This window comes from Streptomyces sp. NPDC020780 (assembly GCF_044334475.1).
Classification (GTDB): Bacteria; Actinomycetota; Actinomycetes; order Streptomycetales; family Streptomycetaceae; genus Streptomyces.
Genome location: NZ_JBIRTB010000003.1, coordinates 462,030 through 484,122, shown reverse-complemented (window position 1 = coordinate 484,122; position 22,093 = coordinate 462,030). Strand labels below are relative to the sequence as shown.

Below are 22,093 nucleotides of genomic sequence, written 5' to 3'. Positions count from 1 at the left end.
CGTTCGCGCCACGTCCCGGCTCGGGGTGTGCCGGCGGATGCAGGGTACTGGCGGAGGCTGAGGGGCCGGTCGGACGGCTCGGCCTCCGGGTGCCACGGGTACGCGTCGATCGAGGGCGGAACATGAGCAGGGAACATCACCGGCAACTGGACACGATCGTCGTCGGCGCGGGCCTGTCCGGCCTGGCGTGCGCGCTGGACCTGTGCCGTACCGGATGGCGGGTGACCGTGCTGGAGGCGTCCGACGGCGTGGGCGGGCGCATGCGCACGGACCGGCGGGACGGATTCCTGCTGGACCGCGGGTTCCAGGTGTTCAACACCTCCTATCCGCAGGTGAAGCAGCGCATGGATCTGAGGCGCCTGCGACTGCGACCGTTCATCGCGGGCGTCGTCGCCCACACGCCGCACGGACCGGTCCGCCTCGCCGACCCGACGAGGGAGCCCGGTGCGGCAGGGGCCCTGCTGCCGGGGCGTGTCCTCTCGGCGCGCGACCTGGCCGCGCTGGCGGCACTCACCGTGCGGGACGCCGCGCTGCCCGCTTCCGCCGTCAGACGGCGCAGGGACGGCTCCACGGCAGCGGCCCTGAAGCGGGCGGGAGTGTCGGACGCCGCGATCGCCGGCATCCTGCGGCCGTTCCTCTCCGGCGTCTTCCTGGAGGACCGGCTGGAGACCTCCGCACGCTTCTTCCACTTCGTCTGGCGGAGCATGGCCAGAGGGTCCCTGTGTCTGCCGGCCCAGGGCATCGGCGCCGTACCCGCCCAGCTCGCCGACGGCCTGCCCGAGGGCGTCCTGCGGCTCGGCGCGCCCGTCGCCGAGGTCACCGAAGACGGTGTGCTGCTGGGGGACGGGAGCGAGGTGCCGGCCCGGACCGTCGTGGTGGCGACGGACCCGGCGAACGCCGCCCGCCTGCTGCCGGGCCTGACGGTGCCGGACACCCGCACCGTCACCACCTACTACCACGCCACGGACCGCACACCGAGGGCGGAACCGATCCTGATGGTGGACAGCACCGGAGCGATCCTGAACACCTGCGTACTCAGCCAGGTCGCACCCACCTACGCGCCCGACGGAACCGCGCTGATCTCCACCTCCGTACTGGGAACCGACCTCCCCGGCAGGGCGCAGGCGGTGCTCCGGCGTCTGGCCGAGCTGTACGGCACCGACACGAGCGCCTGGCAGCAGGTCGCCGCCCGCACGGTCGAGGGTGCGCTGCCGGCGATGCTCCCTCCCTGGCCGCTGAGCCGCACCACCCGCTTCCGCCCGGGCAGATACGTGTGCGGGGACCACCGGGCGACCGGCTCCGTGCAGGGCGCCCTGGCCTCGGGCGCGCGCGCCGCGCGCGAGGTGAGGGCCGACCTGGGGTCGCAGAGATGACGGCTGGGCGGGAGTGGTGTCCGGCCCCCCTCTACGAACGGCCCTGGTCGCGAAGCAGTGACGACCGTATGAACTCGTTGTCCGTACCCCTGTCCGTGCCCCGGTCCGTGCCCCGGGGGTGAAGCGTGGAACTGAGCGGCTCCCGTGTCCTGGTGGCCGGTGCCACCGGAGTGCCGGGTGATGCCACCGGTGTGCTGGGTGGTGTGATCACCGCCGAGCCGGCGCCGGTCCCCCCGCCGCCCGTCAGCGCGGCGGGGGGAGCCGCTGGGGGAGACCGGTGGAGGAGAGCAGGCTTCGCCTCCTCACCGGTCCCGCCGCGGTGTCCGTGCCGGATGCTCAGCCGGTGCAGGTCACCTTCAGCGCGGAGATCGCGTGGTGCTCGTTGTCACCGTCCTGGCCCCGGTCGTGCAGACGCACGGAGAGCTTCTTGGCGTCGACGGGGAAGGTGCCCGGCACGTTGTACCACGTGCCGCGCCGCTTCTGCTGGTCGACGTAGTAGGAGCCGACCAGGTTGCTGGTCCTGGGCAGAAAGCGGTCGTACACGGTGTAGTAGCTGGGGTGCCCGCCGACCCGTACGACGTTGGAACTCCCCGGCACGTGAACGGAGATGCTGCATTTGCGCGCGCTGTCGGGCAGGTCGAACAGCCAGGTAGCCGATCCGTCCGAGTCCTTGGAGGAAGAGCCGGACATGGGCATGGACAGGTACTTCCCCGCACAGCCGTAGCCGCCGAAGCCGCCGCTGTGGGTGCCCCAGCCCTCGTCGCCGTCGCTGTAGTAGGCCGACCTCTGGAAACGCTGCGTGGGGCAGTCGGGTCCGGACACCCCGCTGTACACCACGGTGGTCGTCGACTTGGGCACCGTGCCGGCCGACGGGGTCGCGGCGGGGGCGGTCGGGTCCGTGCCCACCGGGGTCCTGGCGACGGCATCGCCCTTCTCCGTGCTGCTGCCGGTCCCCTCGGCGCCCTTGCCGTCCTTGGTCCCCGCCTTCGCCGACCCGTTCGCGGGCTTCCGCCCGTCCTTCGCGTCCGCGGGCGCCGGCCCGTCGCCGACGTCCGCGCGTACGTGGTTGACGGGGCCCTTCTCACCCCGGGCCGGCGTGCCGCCCGGCTTGTCGCCGTCGGCGGCCGGTACGCCCTGGGGAGAATCGGGGTCGGTGCCCGGCACGTAACCACCGTCCTGGTCCGCCTCCTTCCACGCCGCCGCCGCTTCCCTGCGCTGGGGCTCGGCCTCGTCCTTCTGGGCGCCCGCCACGACGAACGGCGCACCGAGAAGCAGCGCACCGGCGAAAGCCGCCGCCACCACCATCGGGCGCGACACCCGGCCGGGGCGCTCCGGAGCGCCGCCATCCGTGGCCGAGGCACTGCCGGGAGGGGTGGACGATGCCACGGTGGTCGTGGCGGCCGAGGTGGCACCGGACGTCGAGGTGTCGGCTGCCCCCTCCGCGACGGCCTCTGCGGAAGCCGGAGTCGCAGGAGCCGTACCCGCGGAAGCCGTAGCTGTGCGACCCGCCTCCGCGGAAGCCGTCTCCTCGGACGCGGCCGACGGGGACGTACTCGTCCCGGCGGTGCCCTCCGCGCCGCCGCCCACCGAGGCCGTGGGACCGACGCCCGCCGCACCGGCAGGGGCAACGGCAACTGTGGTGGTGGCAGCCGAGGCCGTACCTGCCACCGGCGCCGCCGCCTCGGGGGAGACCGCCGCTTCCTCACCGCCCGGATGCCCCTCCCGCCCAGACGGGGTCCTGCCGATGGAGATCCCGGCCACGTGCGCCACCACCGGTGCCTGGGCCTCCGACTCCCCGGTCTCCTCCGGACCGGACGCCGACGAGGTCGGCGTCCGCGCGAGGCCGCCGACCGTGCCACCGCCGACCGCGGCGTCCCCGCCCTCGGTCTCCGTACGGGGACCAGGCGCCGACGGGGCGCCGATGCTCCCCGGAACCGCACCCTGCGAACTGTCCGGAGCCGTTCCGCCCGAGGCCCCGCTCCGGCCGTTGCCGGACTCACTCTCCTCGCTGGACCGCTCTCGCTTCACAGGTCGCCCCTCTTTCCCTGTCATTGATTCCCTTCATTCTCTTGCTTGCTGATGAGAGCACTCGGTACCCGCCCCTGCCAGGCAATGTGACAGACTGTCACATCCTTCTACGACCCTGGTTCTCGGGCTCGGCTGCCAGCCAGTCCGTGGCGTCGTGCACGCGCCTTCCCTGGCGCCGGAACCGTGGGAAACCGCCGCGTACGTGCTTCAGCAACACGAACGCATCACGCAGGTGGACATTGAGCGCCTGGAGCGGGGGGTTCGGCCCCGAGGACGCCGGGCGCGACAACTTCCTGGCCCGCAGGGTATCGAGCATGTCGATGGTGTCGATGACCTCTGGGTGGCTCCCAGGCCACGATCCACGCACCGCGGTGCTGTGCGACGGGGGCCGCGAGCAGACCCGGCACACCCGTGGCACCGTCGTAGCCGTTCGACGGGTGCGGCGTGGCCGACCTCGGTGTCGGGTGCGCAACGGAGACGTCCGGGTAGGGCATGTGCCAGTCCATCGGCACGCTCCGGCCGTCGTCACTGCGGATCCGCGCCGGTGACGCGTGGCCCAGCGTCCGGCCGTCGGTGTCACGCATCACCTGGAGGCCTCCGCAGAGCCGGCCGAAGGAGACCTGGCATCCGTCCGTGGAGTGGGTACGGGACCCCCGAGCCCGTGGTACATCCGCATGACCTCGGGCGGGAACGGCTTCCCGTACACCAGCCCGGTGAAGACCTCCGCCACGAACTCGCGGGGGTTGCCGGCGGCGTAGGCGCTCACCCCGAGGGCGAGAGCCTGATGGGGTACGGCGTCGGCGCCCCGCCCGCTGCGGCCGGCGAACTGCGTGAAGGCCAGATCGTGGTACTGGGCACGGGCGTTGACGTAGTGCAGGAAGTGGCCCAGTTCATGCACCATCGTGCCGACGCCGGAGGGGTCGAGCTCGGTCGAGAGGTAGCGGTACCGATCGCCGGCGAGCTTGTTGGTCAACGGATTGCCGACGACATCGGGCGAGGCGATCACCGCGTTGGGTGCGAGGTACTCGGCGCGCTGTAGCCGGCCCCCGCTCCGCTCGGCGACAAGGTCGTCGTGGACTTCCAGGAACCGGCCGTACTTGGGCAGGTGCAGTTCGACATCGGGAACGTGGAAGCCGGCCTCCTGCACCGTGATGACGGCCTTGCGGAAGTTGTCGATCCGAGCGTCGCGGAGGCTGTCCGTAGGGTCCCCGTGGACGGTGACCTGCGTGCCGTGGACATCCTCGACCACGGGCGTCAGCTTCCCGAGGTGGGAGCCGGTGTCGAGTGCCTCGGCCTGGTCGGCCCGGTCGAGATAGGAGGTGAGTTCCGGGTAGAGCGTGGAGCCGGTCAAGTCGTTGCGGGTGCTGTCCATCAACTCCCGTACGCGTTGCGCGGACACACCCGCGTCGACGGTCACCCCACCAGCCGCCGCCTGATCCCGCTTGGCCGCCAACTGCTGGCGCGAGAGCTCATCGGCGGCATCGAGCGCATCGTCCGACAGAGCGCCGTGGTGGGTGCGCTCGCCGGTGAAGATGTCGTGCGCGGGGTTGTTCGCCGGATCGACCCGATCCGGCAACCGTCGGCCCGCGAAGTCGCTCACCTCAGGATGGATACGGGCGTACCGGTCGAGAAGTTGTCCCTGGTGCGCCCGCTCGGCAATGCGCTGGTGCAGATCGTCCAACTCGGACCGGACGTGTGCGGTCAGGCGGTCGACCGCCCCGTCGCGGTCGCTGGGGCCCTTCTTGCCTGCCCTCCACGCTTCCACGGCATCGAGGATGGCATCCAGCTGACGCTGGTTGGCGTCATGGGCACCAGGCAGCTCCCGGCCACCGGTCGCCCACTCGTGGACAGCCGTATCGATGCGCTGCAGAGCGTTGGATCGCCGCGCCCGCGGCACCGTCGACAGAGCCCGCCAACTGTCGATGATCTCGCTGTCCCTGCGGCCACCGGCCGTTCGCGAGGCCGGCGTTGTCGTCGTCGGAGCGTCGGCGGGGTTACCGGGTGCACGTGACGTGAGCGAGCGGTCAGGAGCCGGGCCGGCGGTGGAGCGGTGGTCGCGCTGGACTGCGGGGTTCTCGCCTGGGGCGGTGAGGGGGTGGTCGTGGAGGACGGTGCCGAGGTCGACGGTCTCCCGCGGGGCGGCGTTGAGGGTGTGGAAGATCAGGTCCGAGAACGTGGGGGTGGGCGGCACCGGCTCCTCCCGCGGGGCGGGGACGAAAGCCGGACCGGTCTCGAGTGACTCTCCGGCCACGACCCACGCACCGCGGCGCTGTGCGACGGGATCCGCGAGCAGACCCAGCACCCCCGTGACGCCGTCGGAGTCGTGCGTCGGTCCGGCGTGGCCGACCTCGGTGTCGGGCGCGTACCAGAGACGTCCGGGTAGGGCACGGGCCGCGTCCGTCGCCACGCTCCCGCCGTCGCCACTCCGGATCTTCGCCGTCTCGCACGCGACCAGTACGACCGGAGCCGGGGGCTGCGCCGGGTCCCTGAGCGTCTCCATGAAACGCGCGAACCGGGCACCGTCGACGACCAGCGGCTCCTTGCCCACCACATGGAGTTCGATGCCGTTCTCGGTGCCGTGCGCGTCGAAGAACAGCGGCCTGACCGGCTCCTTCGCATCCCGCGCGGATGCGCCGGCCTGCCAGGGCACCTTGCCGGCCGGTGACTCCGTGCCGCTGCCGGTGTCGAGTACGACCCCCCCTTCCTCCGTGGGCCGGTAGTGCGCGAACAGGGCCTCGTCCGAGCGGTACGCGGCGTAGAAGTCCTTCCGGGGGGCCCAGTCCTGCGCGGTGTGCGACGCGTAGCCCAGCGACCGGCCGTCGATGTCACGGATCACCTCGAGGCCTTCGTAGAGCTGGCCGAAGGAGACCTGACGTCCGTCCGTGCCCGTGAGCACGGCGTCCGGCGTCAGGTTGCCGGGCGCGGGCGGGAACAGGGGGCCGGTCGAGGGCGCCAGTTCGAAGCCGTCGCCGGCCGAGGACACGGTACGGCTGTTGGAGAGGAACCCCTGGGACCCGGAGAACGAACCGGTGCCGTCGCCGTCCCCGTGACCGCTCCTGAACGTGCCGGTGAACCTCCTCAACTTCTCCCGCACCGTGGCGGAACGCGGGACCGGCTCCGGTGCCGGTTCACGCGCATCGGTCAGCGACGCGGTCTCCTGGTTGGCGCTCTCCGACGTCACCCAGGTGAGGTCGATCCAGACGTCCCTGGCCGCGTCCGAGGGCCTGAACCGGTCCGCTCCCCTCAGCTGCTCCTTCTTCTCGGCAGGATGCTCCCTCTCCCACAGCCGGTTGTACTCGTTCATCTGTGCGTCGATGAAACCGGGCCCCGAGATGCCTGCCACGTTCCGAGCCTTGATCTCCCCTTCCTTCGCCCCCCGCTCCAGGGGCGTCAGGGCCTTCATGTCGACCAGGTTCCGCAACAGATGCTTCAGGAACGGGTTGTGCTGATGGGCCGCGATCAGCTGATTGCCGTACTCGCCCCGCCGGTAACGGTCCACGGCCGCCGCGCGGATGACCTCGGGGGTGAGTACCTGCTCCGGATCCGGTGCCTCACCGCGGGCCGACCGTCCGAACACACTGGTCTCGTCGCGCAGACCGGGCCCGAACATGGGGAGGTTGTCGCCCGTCGGCATCTGAACGCCTTCGGCCGGCAGGACGAACTCCCCAGGTGCCAGGTCCACATCGAGGTACACCCCACCCTGCTTGTAGAGGAGGGCGTACCGTGCGGCGTCCGAGGCCATCGCGAAGCTCCGGTGCTCCTGGCCCGACGTGTACAGGCGCCGGGCCCTCGACAGCACGTCGTTGGACAGCGGGTTCGTCCACGTCTTCTCGAACAGGGACGTGACCGGCCGATTCGTCACCGGGCCGCTCGCGGCGAGGCCGTCCAGGAACTGCCGGTTGGCGGTGCCGCTGCCCTCATCCGTCCAGATCCGCATGTTCCAGCCGGCCTCTTCGGCCTTGGCCGCCCAGCTCCGAAGATTCGCGCGGGCGGCGGACGTCATCTCTCCGCCCAGCCAGATGAAGTTCAGTTCCTTGGGGATCGCCCGCGGCTCGCCCGTGCCGCCGCCCAGGCTCAGACCGACGGATGCGGCGGACGACGTGTCCGCAGGCGGGAAGTTCGGCAACAGCTCGTGCGCGTCGTGGCGCAGGCGCGGACCGCCCAGGAGGCCCGCCCCACCGTCGGCGATCTCGCCGGTCCGTCCTCCCGGCCGGGTGAGCGGGGTCTCCGGTCCGGTGGGCCCGCCGGCGGTCACCCACCGGCCCTGGCGCCCGGTCGTGCGGTCCTGGAGGAGGGCCAGCACCCCGGTTGCCCCGCCCGCGGCGGCTCCGGCCCGCGGTCCCACGTGGCCGACCGCGACATCGGGGGCGTACCAGCGGCGTCCGGGTACCGCCCGTGCCGCGTCCCGCAGGACGCTTCCACCGTCGGTGGAGCGGACGTTCGCGGTGTCACAGGCCACCAGCACCACCGGAGCCGGAGGCCGGTCGGGGGCCGCCAGGGTTTCCATGAAACGCGCGAACTGGGCGCCGTCGACCTCGAGCGGAAGACCCTCGCCGATGTGGAGCTTGACGCCGTCCTGCGACCCGTGCGCGTCGAAGAAGACCGGGCGGGGTGTCCGCTGCCCGGCCGGGGTGTCCGTGCCGGTGTGCCACGGAACCGTGCGAGGCGATGCCTGGTCCTCGGCCACGGGGACGAACGTGCCGGCGTCCGTCGTCCGGTAGGCCTTGAAGGACGTCTCGTCGGCGCGGTAGTGCGCGTAGAAGTCCTTGCGCGGAGCCCAGTCCCGGTCACTGTGCGAGGCGTATCCGATGACCTCGCCCGCGGCGTCCCGGATCGTCCGAAGGCTCTGGCGCGCCTGCTCGAAGGAGGCCTTCCGGCCGTCCTTGCCGACGAGCTCGTCCCTCGACGTCCCGCTGCCCCGCTCGAGCCGCTCCGGTGCGGGGTCGAGGCCGCTCAGCAGGGTTCCGTCGTTCGGCAGCGGTGCGGTGTCCGAACCGGACCTGCCGCTGCCCCAGCGTACGGAGCCCTTGATCGACCTGACGGTGTCGCTGAGGCGCTTGGCCAGCGTCTTGTTCCGGGTGGGCGCGGACGCGCTCCGGGGGGCCTCCTGGTTCTCGCTCTCGTCGGTCAGCCAGTCCAGACGGGTCCAGTCCGTCCACTCGGCTGCCCGGACACGGAACTCGGCCGGCGGCCCGAACCTGGCGCTGGGGGACTGTGTGGTGTCAAGGGACTTGACGTGCTCGTTGAACTGCCGCAGGAGGAAGATCGGCCCGGTACTGGCGCCCACGTTCTTCGACTTCATGGCCAGCTCAAGGACACCCCTGGCGTAGGCGTCCTTGTTGTTGACGTCCGGCAGATTGTCCAGAACCTGTCTCATGAAGCGGCTCCGGGCGTGGGTGACGATGAACTGGTTCCCGAAGCGGCCTTCCCGGTAGGCGACGTCGGCGGCCTGGTGGATGTGGTCCGCGGTCACGGGTGCGTTCTCCGCGAGTCCGAGCAGCCTCCGGACGCTGTGGGGATCGCGGAGCATGGGACCGAACATCGGCAGGGTGTCGTCGCCCCTGGGCATCGTGACGCCCTCGGGGCGCAGTACGACCTCTCCGGGGCCCAGGTCCACATCGAGATACACCCCGCCGTGCTTGTGGAGGAGGGCGTACCTGGCGACGTCGGAGGCCATCGCGAAGCTGTTCTGCTTGCGCGCGGCCTCGTACAGCTTGGACACCTTGGAGGGCAGCTTCTCCCCGCCGGGGGTCTTGTCCTTCTTGAACAGGTCCTCGACCCGGCCTTGACGAACGGTGCCGGAATCGGCCAGGCCCTTGAGGAACTCCTTGTTGGTGCGCCGGCCGCCCTCATCCGCCCAGATCGTCAGCTTCCACTGTGCTTCTTCCGCCTTGGCCGCCCACGTCCGGAGGTTGGCGCGGGCGCCGTCGGTCAGTTCGCCGCCCAGCCAGACGAAATTGAGTTCCCTGGGGACCACGGCCGACGGACCGAGACCGGCGCCCACGTAGTGGACCGGACCGGCAGGGGCATCGCCGGCCGGCGCGGTCGCGGTGCTCCGGGACGAAGCCGGGCCGGCCGGTTGCTGAGTGATCTCCGAGTCGGCGTTGAGCAGCAGGTCGTCGGCCGCGAGAGGCACGGCGGGCCGGTACAGGTCGTCCGCCACGTGCAGGACCACGCCGGACCGGGTGTCGCCTCCCGGGTCCGTTCCGGGAGCGCCGAACGTCAGGTGATTCAGGTCCGACAGGACCACGGTCACCGGGACCCCGAGCACCCGGGCCGCCAGCAGCGCCGCCAGGTCACCCGCGGAGTGGTTCCAGCCGGCGTCCTTGCGGTCGCCTATCTGCCCGTCGCCGGACCGCAGCAGTGTCGTACGGGCCAACTCGACGCGCTGGTCGGGGGTCAGCCCGGCGGCCACCGTGTCCGGGAGGCGACCGCGCGAGTCGACGTGTTCGGCGGCTTGCGCCGCGTCGAGCGCGATACCCGCCTCGGCCAGTTCCTGAGCGGTGAACCGCTCCTGCGGATCGATGGCCAGGAACGCGGCGAGTTCGTCGCGGTCGGCCGTCAGACGGTCGGCGAGACGTCCCCTCAAGTGCTGCACGTCGGCGGCGGAAAGGCCTCTGCCCTGTGCGTGGAGCCCCAGCTCGGCGAGGAGCCCCGGATGGGCGCGCTCGACCGCGTCGAGGAGCGACCGGTGGAAGCTCGTACCGAGGTCGAGGTGCGCGGGTCCGGTGGAGGGCGGCTCCACGAGGTGGAGGACGCGGCCGTCCGGTGCCTTCAGGGCGACCGGCCGGCCCGCGGCGTCCTTGCCCTGGGCGACGTACGGGTCGGGGGCGGACGTCGCGTCGCCCGGACGGACGTAGCCCTCGGGTTCCGGCGCGGGGTGCCAGGGAGTGAGGACGCGGGGGGCGTCTTGTTCGGTCCGCGGCGCCAGCACCTGGCGCGTGGACGCGTCCACCGATGCGAAGTTCGGCTGCACCAGAGCGAGTTCGCGGTAGTCGGCCGTCAGCTGTGCGACCGCCCGGTCGTACTCCGACCGCGCCTTCCCCAGCTCGGCGTCGACCGCGTCGAACCGCCCCGCGGCCCCCTCCCGGTCCGGTGTCTTCCGGGCCCTGGCCTCCTGCAGTCGGGCGGCCTCCATGGTGGCCCGGGCGTCCTGCACGGCCTCCAGCGACGACCGGTATGCGGCGTCCGCCGCCCGCAGACGCTGCGCCCAGCCCGCCGCCTTGATCAGCTCCTGGCGTACGGCGTCCGTGTCGGACAGCGGTCCGGCGTCGTCGAGCCAGAACTCCGTACGGGCGAGGACGTCGTCCCGTGCGACGAGGTGCGGCGGTCCGGCGGGGCCGGCGGTCGACGGGCCCGCGTGGGGCACCGTGCCTTCGAGGGCCTCGGCGAGCGGTGGGTAGCCGGCGACCGTGACGGGAGCCTGTTCGGCGGCTGCGGGCGCGGTCGGCTCGCTCCACGCGACCGGCGGCGCGTCGGAGGAGCGGGTGCCGGTGATCGTGTAGTGCTCGACCGCCTTCCAGGCGGCCTCGGACGCACCGGCGAGGTGCTGTTCGACGGTCGCGAGGTCGCGGCGACGGTTGACGAGGTCCTGCTGGGCTTCGGCGTACCGGGAGCGGGCCGTGGCGAGCCGCTCCCGCGCCGTGGCCACGTCCGTGACGACGTCCGAGCCGGTGGGCACCGGTGTCTCCAGGAGGCGCTGGAGCTCGGTGCGGAGGGAGGCGGCCTCGCTGTCGAGTGCGCGCAGACGCCGCTCGGCCGTCTCCGCCTTCTTGGCGGCCTCGGCGAACTTCTTGGTCTGTTCCTTGACGGTGCCCGCGGCGGCCTCGACCTCGGGGGGCAGCAGCCCGTGCTCCCGGGCGACGTCGAACGACACCCACATCGTCACCCCGTCCTGCACCGTGTGCTCGACGGTGACCGGCGGTCGGGACCCCGGCCTGAGCGCCGACGGGACGACCGGAAGGTCCGCGAGGCGGTCCGATGCCTTCGCCGTCTGGAGTACGTGCAGGGGTGCCTGGACGAGTACGGCGCCGCCGGCGAAGGGCTTGAGCGTGGTGAGCGCGGAGGTCCGGCGGTCGGCGGCACCGCCCGCCGCGTCGGAGTCCGCCCAGCCCGGAACGGCGGCCGTGGTCTGGACCATGGGCTGCGTCTGGAAGCCCGGTCCCGTGGTGATCCCCGGCATGTGCGCATCGGTGGTGTCACCCGTGAACGTGTCGTTGTCCATGGTCCGCCGACTGCCGCCGAGCCCTGCCTGCGGGTCCACCGCCAGCAGACGGGCCCGGGACAGATCGACGTCCGCGGAGATCCTCAGGATCGCGTCCGACCCGCCGATCGTCGACGTGGTGTCGTGCAGCGTGACGGTCAGGCTGTCGCGGACCATCTGCGGCAGGTAGGCGCTCAGCACGTCGGTGCTGATGCCCCCCTTGAGGGCTTCACCGGCTGCGGTGCCGGGCCGCGTCAGCACCGTCCTGCGCACATAACGGCCACTGCCGTCCGTGGGCATGGCCGTCGCGGCGTCGCTCGCGGGGCCCCGCCCCTTGACGGCGACGTCGACGGCGTACGCCGCGGCGTCCCGGAGGACGGTGATGCCGCCGACCGTGGTGACGACGACGCTCTCCGGACCGGTGGCGAACAGCTTCCTGCCCGCCGTGTTGCGCTCCCGCAGCGCCACGGCCTGCTGCTGGTCCGGGGGAAGCAGCATCGGGCGTGCGGCTTCCGCGGGGGTGCCTGTCGCCGACGGTTCGGTGGTCCGGGACTCGGTGGTCCGGATTTCGGCCGTCCGGGTTTCGATGGTCCGCAGTTCGCTGGTCCGGGGTCCGGCCGTCTGCGGCGCGGTGGTCCGGGGTCGGGCGAGACTCAGGGGCAGTACCACCTCGGCGTCGCCGACGGCGTACGTCTGACGCACCACTCTCCCCTTGGGCAGCTCAAGGGTGAAGGTGACGTTGAACGTCGTCCGCCCGGTCACCACCGGTCCCTCGAAGGCCACTTGGGCGCTGACCGCGTCGGTGACCGCGTGTGCCAGGGAGGACGAACGGGTGGACCCGACCCGGTCGTCGAGGGTGAAGCCGCCGTTCCGGAGACCCGGTTGGTCCCGGACGGTGGGCGTCTCGCCGAGCCGGTAACCGGCCTCGTACCCGCGCGCCAGCTTCTCCGTGACGGTCTCGCCCGTGGACGTGGGCCGGGTGATCGTGGGCTTCACGTCGTGGCGCAGCGCACCGGGGGTGAAGCCGGTCCTTTCCAGGGTCACCGTGAGACTGGCGTCCTTGGCCGGTCCGATCTTGTTCCGGGCCAGACGCAGGGAGGTGCCGCCGTTCTCCATGCCCGTCTGGAGAGCGCGTATGCCGGACGGCGACAAGGTGGTCATCTGCCGTGCCAGGCCGCCGAGCTGGTCGGCCAGCAGACTCGTGGGGCCGAGCCAGCTCTTGTGTTCGGGCAGGGTTTCCAGCAGGTGTTCCGTGAATTCGCTGATCGCCGGCGCCATATCGATGCGGCCGACCGTGAGCGTGGCATGAGTGGCCGCATCGACCGCGGTGTAGAGCTGCGTGGACGGGGGAGCGGTGAGACCGTCGTCGAAGAGACCGGCCTTCCTCGCCTCGGCGAGCGGCATCCAGACGAGCAGGCCGTCCGGGATCTCCACGATCCGGCCCTGGGGCGGTCGTCCACGCATCCGTTCCATGGGCGCCTGGAGCAGACCGGACGGCTGGGAGCGGGCCGCGAGGTGCCAGGCCACGTCGGCGCTGACCAGGACCATCGGTCCGGTGTACTGCACCGTGTGGGCCGGGTTCGCCGAGAAGGTCTCGGCCGTGGTCGCGGTGCTGGTGCGCTGGTACGGCGACGCGGTGAGACCGTAGGTGCCGGCGGTCTGGAACGCGTCGGTGTGCTTGGCCCGGAAGGCGAGCACGGACGAGACGGTGTGACTGCGGACGTGGGCGACCGAGTGTCCCGCCCCGCTCGTTCCCGAGCCGATGTGGGAGAGGGCCAGGTCGCTGGAGTCGACCACGGCGAGCACGCGCGTCCCGCGCACCTGGGGCCAGGCGCTGACCGACGCGGTGATGTCGGTGACGGCCGTCCGCCCGAACAGGTCGCTGACGTGCTTGCCCGTCTGCGCCGCGTCACTGAAGTCCGCTTCGTTGCGGCCGACTGCGAACGCCTCTGCCAGAGCGCCGGAGGCGGGGGTCCCGTCGGTTCCGTAGATCCAGGAGTTGCCGGAGACGGAGGCGAGCAGCTCCTTGAGGTGGTGCAGCACCACCTCGGGCGAGGTGACGCTCTGCACGGAGTGCAGGCCGTCGAAGAGCGCGTGGGGCGTCCAGTCGCCCGTGGAGACGGGTTTCCCGGAGGAGAGCAGTTCGGCCATGGCCCGGCTCATCGCCACGGGCGCGGGTGCCCGGACGGTCTCCGGCCGGTTGATCGGCAGGACGGACGGGACGGACAGCGACGCGGGTACGGCGAGGATGACGCGGCCGGTGACGGGGGTCTGGGCGGCCCGGCCGTCGATCTGTCCGGGGGCCAGGAGATCGACGCTCCCGGCGGCCTGCTTCACGAACCACCGGGTTCCGAGCAGCTCGCCGGTCATGGTCCGGGCGATCTGGCGCGGCCGGGTGAAACTGGTGGCTTCCGCCGTGAAGGCCAGGTCGTACGACCACAGGTGCTGCGACCCGGAACTGGTGATGCCGCCGTCCGGCGTCAGCGTCGGACCGTACGTCATGCCGTAGGCGGTCTGCCTGCCGTACCGGTAGCCGAGGCTGCCGGTGCCGCCCAAGCGCTCGATCCCGGTCAGTCCCACGTCGATGCCGACCGACCAGCCGTGCGTACGGGTGGTCGCGCTGTCCGCGCGGCGGGTCGACAGGACGTTGTTGGCCAGACCCAGGTCGTGGTGGGTGCCCATGAACCGGCGGTCCGTCGCCTCGGCGCGCACGGTGATGACGACGTACCGCTTGGTGACGGAGTCGAGCTGCTCCAGCTGGACGCGCAGTCCGGTGCTCGTCAGACGGTCGAGCGAGCCCTCCAGCACCGTACGGGAGAGCGCCTGGCGCAGCAGATGGGTGTTGCGGACCGCGGTGTTGTACTTCCGGTCGCTGCCGCCGTCGCGGTCGCCGTTGACCGCGGTGGTGTCCGGCCGGGGCGGAAGGACCAGGTCGGGGTAGGCGCGGTGCAGGCCGGTCTGGACGCGGTCGGCCAGGTGGTCCGTCAGGGACGACCGGGGTGGGGCCGTCTGCGGGTCGTGGGTGGGCGTGAGGTCCAGGACCGCGTGCAGGCCGAACGTCGCCGGGTTCGACGGTGACAGGTACGCGGGCGCGGGGGGCGCCTCGGCGTCCGGTACGGGCGCGGTGCCGTCGTCCCAGCCGGCCAGTCTGCGGGCGTCGGCCCGCGGCAACTGCACAGCGGCGGTGAGGAAGACACCGTCCTCGTGCGGGTCGTTCCGGTCGGCCTGGCCGGCCCGCTCGGTCGGCACGGGCGATTCCCATACGCCGTCCTGCCTGCGCAGCTCCAGCCGGAAGCGGACGTCGTAGAGCCCCGAGTGACCACGGCTGTTGAGCGTCCGCATGGACTCGGCCGTGTTACCGCTGTAGCTGCTCTCCGCACGCTGGGTCGTCAGGCCGGCCGATGCCGCGACCTGGAGGTTCAGGGCGCCCGCGGGCTGGAGCAGCGCGACCTGGGGGCCGGCGGCGATCCCGATCGCGGCGCCCTGGGTGTTCTTCTTCTCCGTGGTGGCCGTGGAGCGCTGCGCGTCGGCCTTCTTGACCTCGGTCGTGTCGGACGCCTGGCGCAGCGTGGCATCGACCGGGGTCAGCCGGAGCTCGACAGAACCCAGTGACCGGTTGCCCAGACCGGCGAAGAGCGGGGCGCTGACCACCGTCTCCCCGGAGCTCTGCGCGATCATGGTGCGCAGGCTCTCCTCGCCGAACAGATCGCCCAGTTGGTGACGGAGGAAGCTGCCGGGGGCCGCCTCGGGAAAGTTCCTGAGGGCCCAGTCCAGCAACCTGGTCTCCGTGGTGACGCTCAACGGCGCGAGCAGGTGCGGACGGGCGCCGGGCGCGAACGCGAAGGCGGTGGGCAGCCGGTCCGGAATCGCCGGGTCGGTGACGCTGTCCGGGACCCGCCAGGTGACTCCGTCCCGGATGCGGTAGCGCCTCTGCTCGGCGGTGCCGGCCTGCGGCCGGCCGGCGGCGTGCTGCTGGTTCGCGGGCTGCTCGTGGCCCTTCCTGTCCCAGACGCGCGAGGACTCGACGACGATGTGCAGGTCGCTCACATGCAGGTGGCTGCCGTCCTTGCCGACCGCGGTCACACTGCTCTGGGCGCGGCTCTCCTGGGTGTACGTGTAGCCGGCCTCCATGCGCCGCACGCCGAGGGACACCGATCCGAGCGCGCCGATGGTCCCGGCGGAGGGGCCGAGCGGGATCGCCACTCCGAAGGCGCGGGAGGTGCCGAGGGACTTGGTCTCCGTCGCTCCGGGACGGGTGCGGAGTTCGGTCTCGATCTTGACGGGGGCGTCGGCGGCCTTGGCCTCGGCGGTCTTCGACTCGGCGGTCTTCGACTCGTCCGTCTTGACCGTGTCGGTCTTGGAGGCGTCGGTCCTGGAGCCCTCCGTCTGCGGATCCTTCGCCTTCGACGCGGTCGAAGGCGAAGCGTCCTCGTTCTCGTTTCCGTCCTTGGCCGGTGCGGACCCGTCCACGTCGTCCACGGCGGCCAGCGCCGACGGCTCGGCATGGCGCCGCCAGTTCCCGTAGCTCTCCACGGAGAGGGAGATCTCCCGGTGGCCACCGTCCACGGTCGGCAGGACGAAGGTCCGGGGGCTGAGCAGCGTGTGCGGACTCTGGACGAGTACGCGCTTCAGCTCGTCGAGCCCGTCCGGGCGCAGCTGCCATTCCCTGGCGACGGAATCAGCCAGCAGGTCGACACCCCGAATGGTGATCCGCCCGTGTCCGTGGCCCTTCATCGACTTCGGCAGCATCGCGTTGTCGTCGAACGTGACGAACTCACCGGCCCGCTCCGGTGGGAGCGGACCCACGCCGTCGCTCAGCTGCGGAGCGGCGAACGCCACCGTCTCCACCTTCACGCCCGGGTTCTCGATCCGGCGGAACACCTCGTCGCGGAGGACCTCCTCGGTCGTCAGGTCCGGACGGTCGCGGCGTGCCCGGTACATGCGCTGCTCGTACTCGTCCGCCGAGAGGGCGTTCAGGGCCCTGTCGCGGGCCGAGGGCTGCTGCGCGCCCGACGAGCCGGCTGGTGGGGAGCCGTCACCGCCGGGGCCGCCGGACGGCTCCTCGTTCTTCTTCACCGGCTTTTCGGAGTCCTTGGGGACGGAGGCCACGGAACCGGCGTCGTCGTTGTCCGAGGTCTTACCGGACGGCTCCCCTCCCTCACGGTCGGCATCGGCATCGCGGTCGGCATCACGAGCGCCCTCGTGATCGGCCGTGTCGTCGGCAGTGAGCCCGGAGGTGTCGTCAGCCTTCGGGCCCGGCATGTCGTCGGCCTGGAGCCCGGAGGTGTCATCGGAGGTGAGGGAAACGTCGTCGGCCGCTTCGGAGGCCGAAGCGGTTCGCGTGTCGGTGAGGGACCGCGCGTCGTCCTCGGTCTGCGTACGTATCCGACGGGTGTCCGGCGACGGCAGGTCGTCCCGCTCCCGCGAGCGAAGGCTGTCACCGTCCGACTCCCCGGACTCCGACGCGTCACCCCGCTGCCGCTGAGCTTCCATCAGCTGCTCGCCCGGCACGGCCGGAACGCGCCGGTCCTGTTCGGAGCCGCCCGGCCGCGGGGACTTCCCCGGGCTTCCGGGCCCCTCGTCGACGTCTCCCCGGGGGGCCGGATTGCGTACGGTCGCCGACGGTCCGGCCCCCGAGGGGCCCGGCGCGTCTGCCAGCTCCGTGTCCTGGCCGTCCGTGCCCTTCTCCAGCACGGCGTCGTCCACCGTGGGCGCAGCCGGCCCGTCGCCGGGGGCGGCCAGGCTCCGCAGACGTTCCACCAGCGTGCGGGCGTCGTGGGCGGCCTGTTCCCGTATCTCTCCGGGCAGCTTGTCGAGCGAGCGGTCGATACGCCGGTCGAGGTCCCGCAGGCGGTCCGGAGCACGCAGTTCCTGCTCCAGGCGCTCCTGCCCCTCACGCCTCAGCTCCGCCGTCTCCGCGTCGTAGCCGTCGAGGATCCGGTCGACGGCCTGCGGGTCGTCCGCCGCCTCGGCCAGCCTGTCCCGCCACGCGGCACTGCGCTCGGGGCTGCGCCGCGCCCCTTCGGGACCGCCGTCCGCGATGTCCCTCAGCCGCCGGTCACGCTCCAGCTGCGCCATCCGGTCGAACTGCTCCCGCTCGACGGCCTGCCTCGCCGTGTCGTCCTCGGCGTTCGCATGCCGCTCCGCCCACTGCTGCCGCTCCTCGCGCGACATCCCGGGGTCGTCCGTACCCTCGCGCAGCCGGTCGAGCCGCTCCTCCAGGATCCGGTCGCTCTCCGCCCGGGAGTCCCCGGCCAGGTCCCGGGCGGGGGCGCCGTCGCCGCCGTCGCCGCCGGGACCGTCCTGCGGCGGGGGCGGCGGTTGCGGGGACTCCTGCTGGTGGCCGCCCTCACCCAGGGCGTCCAGCCGTGCCTGGAAGGACGCCATCTCGGCTTCCCTAGCGAGGGCGACCGTACGACGTTCGTACTGCGCGTCGAGGTCGCTGCCCCGCTCCGGTCCTTCGAACCGGCTCTTCCAGGCGGCCAGCTCCCTCTCGGACGCGCCGAGATCCCGCAGGGTCGTGAGCCGCCGCGAGGTCTCCAGTTCGGCGTCGTAGTCGGCCTGCACCCTGCGAAGTTCGTCGGGGGTCGCCGCCTGCTCCCGACGGCCCTCCCAGGCGAGGAACCGCTCGCGGTCCATGCCCGCTTCTTCGGCGTCGGCCCGCCGGCTGTCGGCCAATCGCTTCTCGATCGCCTCCGGGGTGTTGCCGACGCGGGCGCCCAGCTCGGAACCGAGGGTGCCGAGCCGGTTCTCGAACTCGTCCAGCAACTGGGTCGTGCGACGCGGATCGCCTCTCAGGGCCGACTGCTCGATGTCGAGGGCGTGGCGCAGCCACTCCGTACGGCGCATGCCCAACTGCGCGGCCCGCGCCTCGTATCCGCCGTCCATATGACGGCGGAACTGCTGGAGGCGTTCACCGAGACCGTGCTCGGCGACGAGGTCACCGAGTTCCCGCAGGCCGCCGGCGGCATCGGCGTACCTGCCCGCCCGGGCGTCCTCCCGGATGCGCTCGCTCAGCCGCTGCCGGGTCTCCCTGTCGACGCCCACCCGCCGCGCATCCGCCAGCAGGGAGCCGGTCTCCCGCTCCACGTCCCTCATCAGCCTGCGCTGCTCGGAGGGGGTCAGGCCCTCGGGCGCGGCCGGCAGTTGCTCCAGCCGGGTCACCGGGTCGTCGCTGAGACCGCCCAGTGCGTCGAGCTGCGTGATCAGCGCATCGCCGTCGTCGTGGACGTCGAAGCCGTCGCGGAAGGGCAGTTCGTCCTGCGACTCCGTACGGACAGGATGCGGTGAGCCATCCGTGGCCGGCTCCGTCCCGTCGCTGTCGCCTCCGGTCCGCTCCGTCTCCGCCCGGCTCCCGGCCGGGGACTCGGTGCCGGGCGGGGCCTCGGGAACGTCCGGGAACACGAGGTCCGGCTCGTCCCCCGCGAAGGGCTGGGCACCGGGTCCGTTCTGCGGGACCTCGGGGAACAGCGCGTCGAACCCGTCCGGGGACGGGCCTGGGGGTGTCTGATGACGCGATCCGCCGGGGGAGGCGCCGGCCCCCGGCGCCGTGGAAAGGGCCGGTACGGGGCGCGGCGGGGCCGCGATGCCGCCCGCAACGTTGTACGGGAGCGTGCCGGCGCCTTCGGGGCCCGTCGTCGTCCCGTCGGGATCCGGTCCGTCGGCGCCCTCCTCCTCCAGGGCCGCGCGGTACTGCTCACGGAGTTCGTCCACCCGTGCGGGGCGGCCGAGCTCGTCGGAGCCGCCCTCGCGCAGCTTTTCCAGTCGTGCCGCCAGGTCGGAGGCCGAGGGGTCGGGGGTCTGCCGCTCCTTGAGCCGGTCCAGGCGCTCCTTGAGCCGGTCGACTTCGTCAGCGGTCCGGCTTCCCGTCCCGGAGTCGCCGGACCGGTTGGACGACGTCGCAGCTGAGCCGTCGTCGGACGGCTGCGGAAGGTCGTTCCGCGGTGCGTCGGGCAAGTCCGCCAGGAGCCGCTCCGCCTCCGGTGACAGAACCGTGCCGAGCGTGGTGCCCGGTGCGTCCGGGAGGCTGTCCAGAAGCGCGTGCGCGTCCGTGTGGTCCGGTGTCACGTTTCCGTCGTGCGCCTGGTCCTGGGAGGGCGGCGTCCCGGGTACGTCCGGGAGGCCGTTCAGCAGGAGGTCCAGCTCGGGCACCGAGTCCGGCGGTACGGGCGGCTCGGGCGTGCGGGAGTCGGCGGACGAGTCGCCGGAGTCGTTCGCGGGATCGGTGGCGCGAGGGATGTGGGTGTCGTTCGAGCTGGTGGTCTCGTTCGTGTGGTCCCTGAAGGTGCCTTCGGGCGCGCTGTTCCTGAAGTCCGCGTCGTTCGAACTGGTGGCGAAGGAGTGAGCGGGCGCCTCGGACAGGCCGTACGGTGCGCCGCTCCCGTCGTCGTCGCCCGAGTACAGCGTCCGGCTGTCCGAGAGGCCGTCCACGTCCAGGTAGGACAGGCTGTCGCCGTCCGAGGCGCTGTCCTCGCCGCTCCGCGTGGGCGACGCGCTGTCCGAACCGGACTCCGAGGCCGAATCGGTGAGCGTGCGGTTGTCCGCGTCGCTCCTCGTCCCGGAGCCGTCCCGTACCGTCGCGCTCGACTCGGTGCTCGGCCGCGGCGTCGCGGACGGTGAGGTCGTGGACGGTGGGGTCGGCGAGTCGGACGAGAAGACCGGAGGGCGCGGCGGCGGAGCGGCCGGCGGACCCTGTACCGCATGGTGCAGGGACTGGAAGCCATGGGCCACCCCCCGGCCCATCACACCGCCCGCCGCGCCCGCGGCCGCCGTCCAGCCGCTGACCGTGAACTTGTGCTCGGGACCGAAGAGGAGGTTGTACATGCCCTCGGTGACCACGGCGTGGCTCGATTCACCGGCGATCTCGCCGACGAAGCTGCCGATCCGGAAGCCGATGTTTCCTTCGATGTTCTTGCTGATGGTCTGGACGAACGAGCCGGGCAGGTCGTGGGAGAGCGCACGTACCCCGCTTTCGCCCAGGTCCTTCACGTACGGCTTGAGCGCGTCGTCCAGCGAGTGGGTCAGCCCCTGCCAGTCGGCCTTGCCGCCCCAGCCCTTGACCAGCGCCTCGCCGTACTCGCGGCCCAGATTCCGGGCGGTCTCGTTGCCGAGGGAGTCCCCGAGGTTCTTCTCGAAGGCGTTTGCGAAGTCCTTGACGACCTCCCGGCCGACCGCGCCCGCTGCCGCCCCCCTCGCGCCGTCCGCCCCCAGGTGGTTCAGGGATTCGTTGGTCCGGCCCATGATGTTGCCCAGCCGCTCGCCGAGCTTGCGGGCGGACTCCTCCGAGATCGTCTGGCCCGCGGCCCCCGCTCCGCCCCTTCCGCCGGCTCCCGCCGCGCCGTCGCCCGCGCCCTTGCCCGCGCCCGCCCCGGCGCCGCCGGCTCCCTTGCCGGCACCGGCGCCCGCGCCGCCGGCTCCCTTGCCGGCGCCGGCCCCGGCGCTCCCGGCGCCCTTTCCGGCACCGGCGCCCGCGCCACCGGCTCCCTTGCCGAGGCCGCCCGCGCCTGCACCACCGGCGCCCTTGCCGAGACCACCCGCGCCCGCACCGGCCGCGCCCTTGCCTGCGGCACCCGCCCCCGCGCCCCCCGCGCCCTTGCCTGCGGCACCCGCCCCCGCGCCCCCCGCGCCCTTGCCGAGACCGCCCGCGGCCTTGCCCGCACCGCCCGCGGCCTTGCCCGCACCGCCCGCGGCACCGCCCGCGCCCTTGCCGCCGCCCGCCAGCCCCTTGCCCAGCACGTTCGCCGCGTCATTGCCGAGGATCTTGCCCAGTCCCTTGCCGCCCAGGTTGCCGAGCAGCTTGCCGAGCCCTCCGCCCAGCAGGGCGAACGGCCCGCCGAGCGCACCGCCGATGGCGGCGAACTTCGCGGCGTCCGCGGTGAAGTCCTTGTTCCATTCCGTACGGTCGCCGCGGCCCATCTGGGTGAGCTGGAGGATGGAGTCGAGCAGCAGGCCGCCGACGAGGCCGGTGACGGTCTGCATGATGATCTGGGCCAGCAGGAACTTGAGGATGAGCAACGCCATGGAGCGGAACGCGGCGATCGCGGCGGCGGCCCAGATCTCGGACAGCCCGGCCGTCACCGGCATCAGGGCCTGGGCCAGGGCTATCTGCACGACCAGCAGGGCGAGCTGGCCGAAGATCATCCACTTGGTGTACTCGATGTCGGCGGCGGTCGTGTGGGCGTTCTTCGACAGCTTGAGGGCGTCCTCGTAGGCTCGCTCGAGGATGCTCTCGTTGCCGTTCGTCCTCTCGACGAACTGCCGGGCGTACGCGACGAAACGCGTCGCGGTCTCGCCCTCGAAGTCCTCGTCGACGCGGCCGACGACCTGCCGCAGAAGCTCCTCGACCTCGCGGAACTTCTCGGCCATCTGGCGATACTCGTCGCTGACCACCCGCAGGGTGTCCTCGTTCGCCTGCGGGAAGGGCATGCCGGTCAGAGTCTTGAGGAGGGTCGCCCACCCCTCGGAAACCTCAATCGCCATCGTGTGGTGC

At 72.3% G+C, this 22,093-nt stretch carries 3 protein-coding genes; 1 reads left to right on the top strand and 2 read right to left on the bottom strand.

Annotated elements, in window-relative coordinates; genetic code table 11:
- Positions 1 to 122: 122 nt before the first annotated feature.
- Positions 123 to 1,373 carry an NAD(P)/FAD-dependent oxidoreductase gene (locus tag ACH4VO_RS08245; RefSeq protein ID WP_360984576.1) on the top strand — a complete coding sequence of 417 codons (1,251 nt, stop codon included), beginning with the start codon at positions 123 to 125 and terminating at the stop codon, positions 1,371 to 1,373.
- Positions 1,374 to 1,709: 336 nt separating this feature from the next.
- On the opposite strand, the gene ACH4VO_RS08240 is transcribed toward ACH4VO_RS08245, so the two are convergent.
- A complete protein-coding gene (locus ACH4VO_RS08240) occupies positions 1,710 to 3,401 on the bottom strand; it encodes a hypothetical protein (protein WP_360984579.1) in 1,692 nt (563 codons plus the stop codon).
- 583 nt (positions 3,402 to 3,984) lie between these two features.
- The gene (locus ACH4VO_RS08235; RefSeq protein WP_360984582.1) at positions 3,985 to 22,083 is read right to left on the bottom strand and encodes a glycosyltransferase; all 18,099 of its coding nucleotides are present in this window, start codon (positions 22,081 to 22,083) and stop codon (positions 3,985 to 3,987) included.
- Positions 22,084 to 22,093 lie beyond the last annotated feature (10 nt).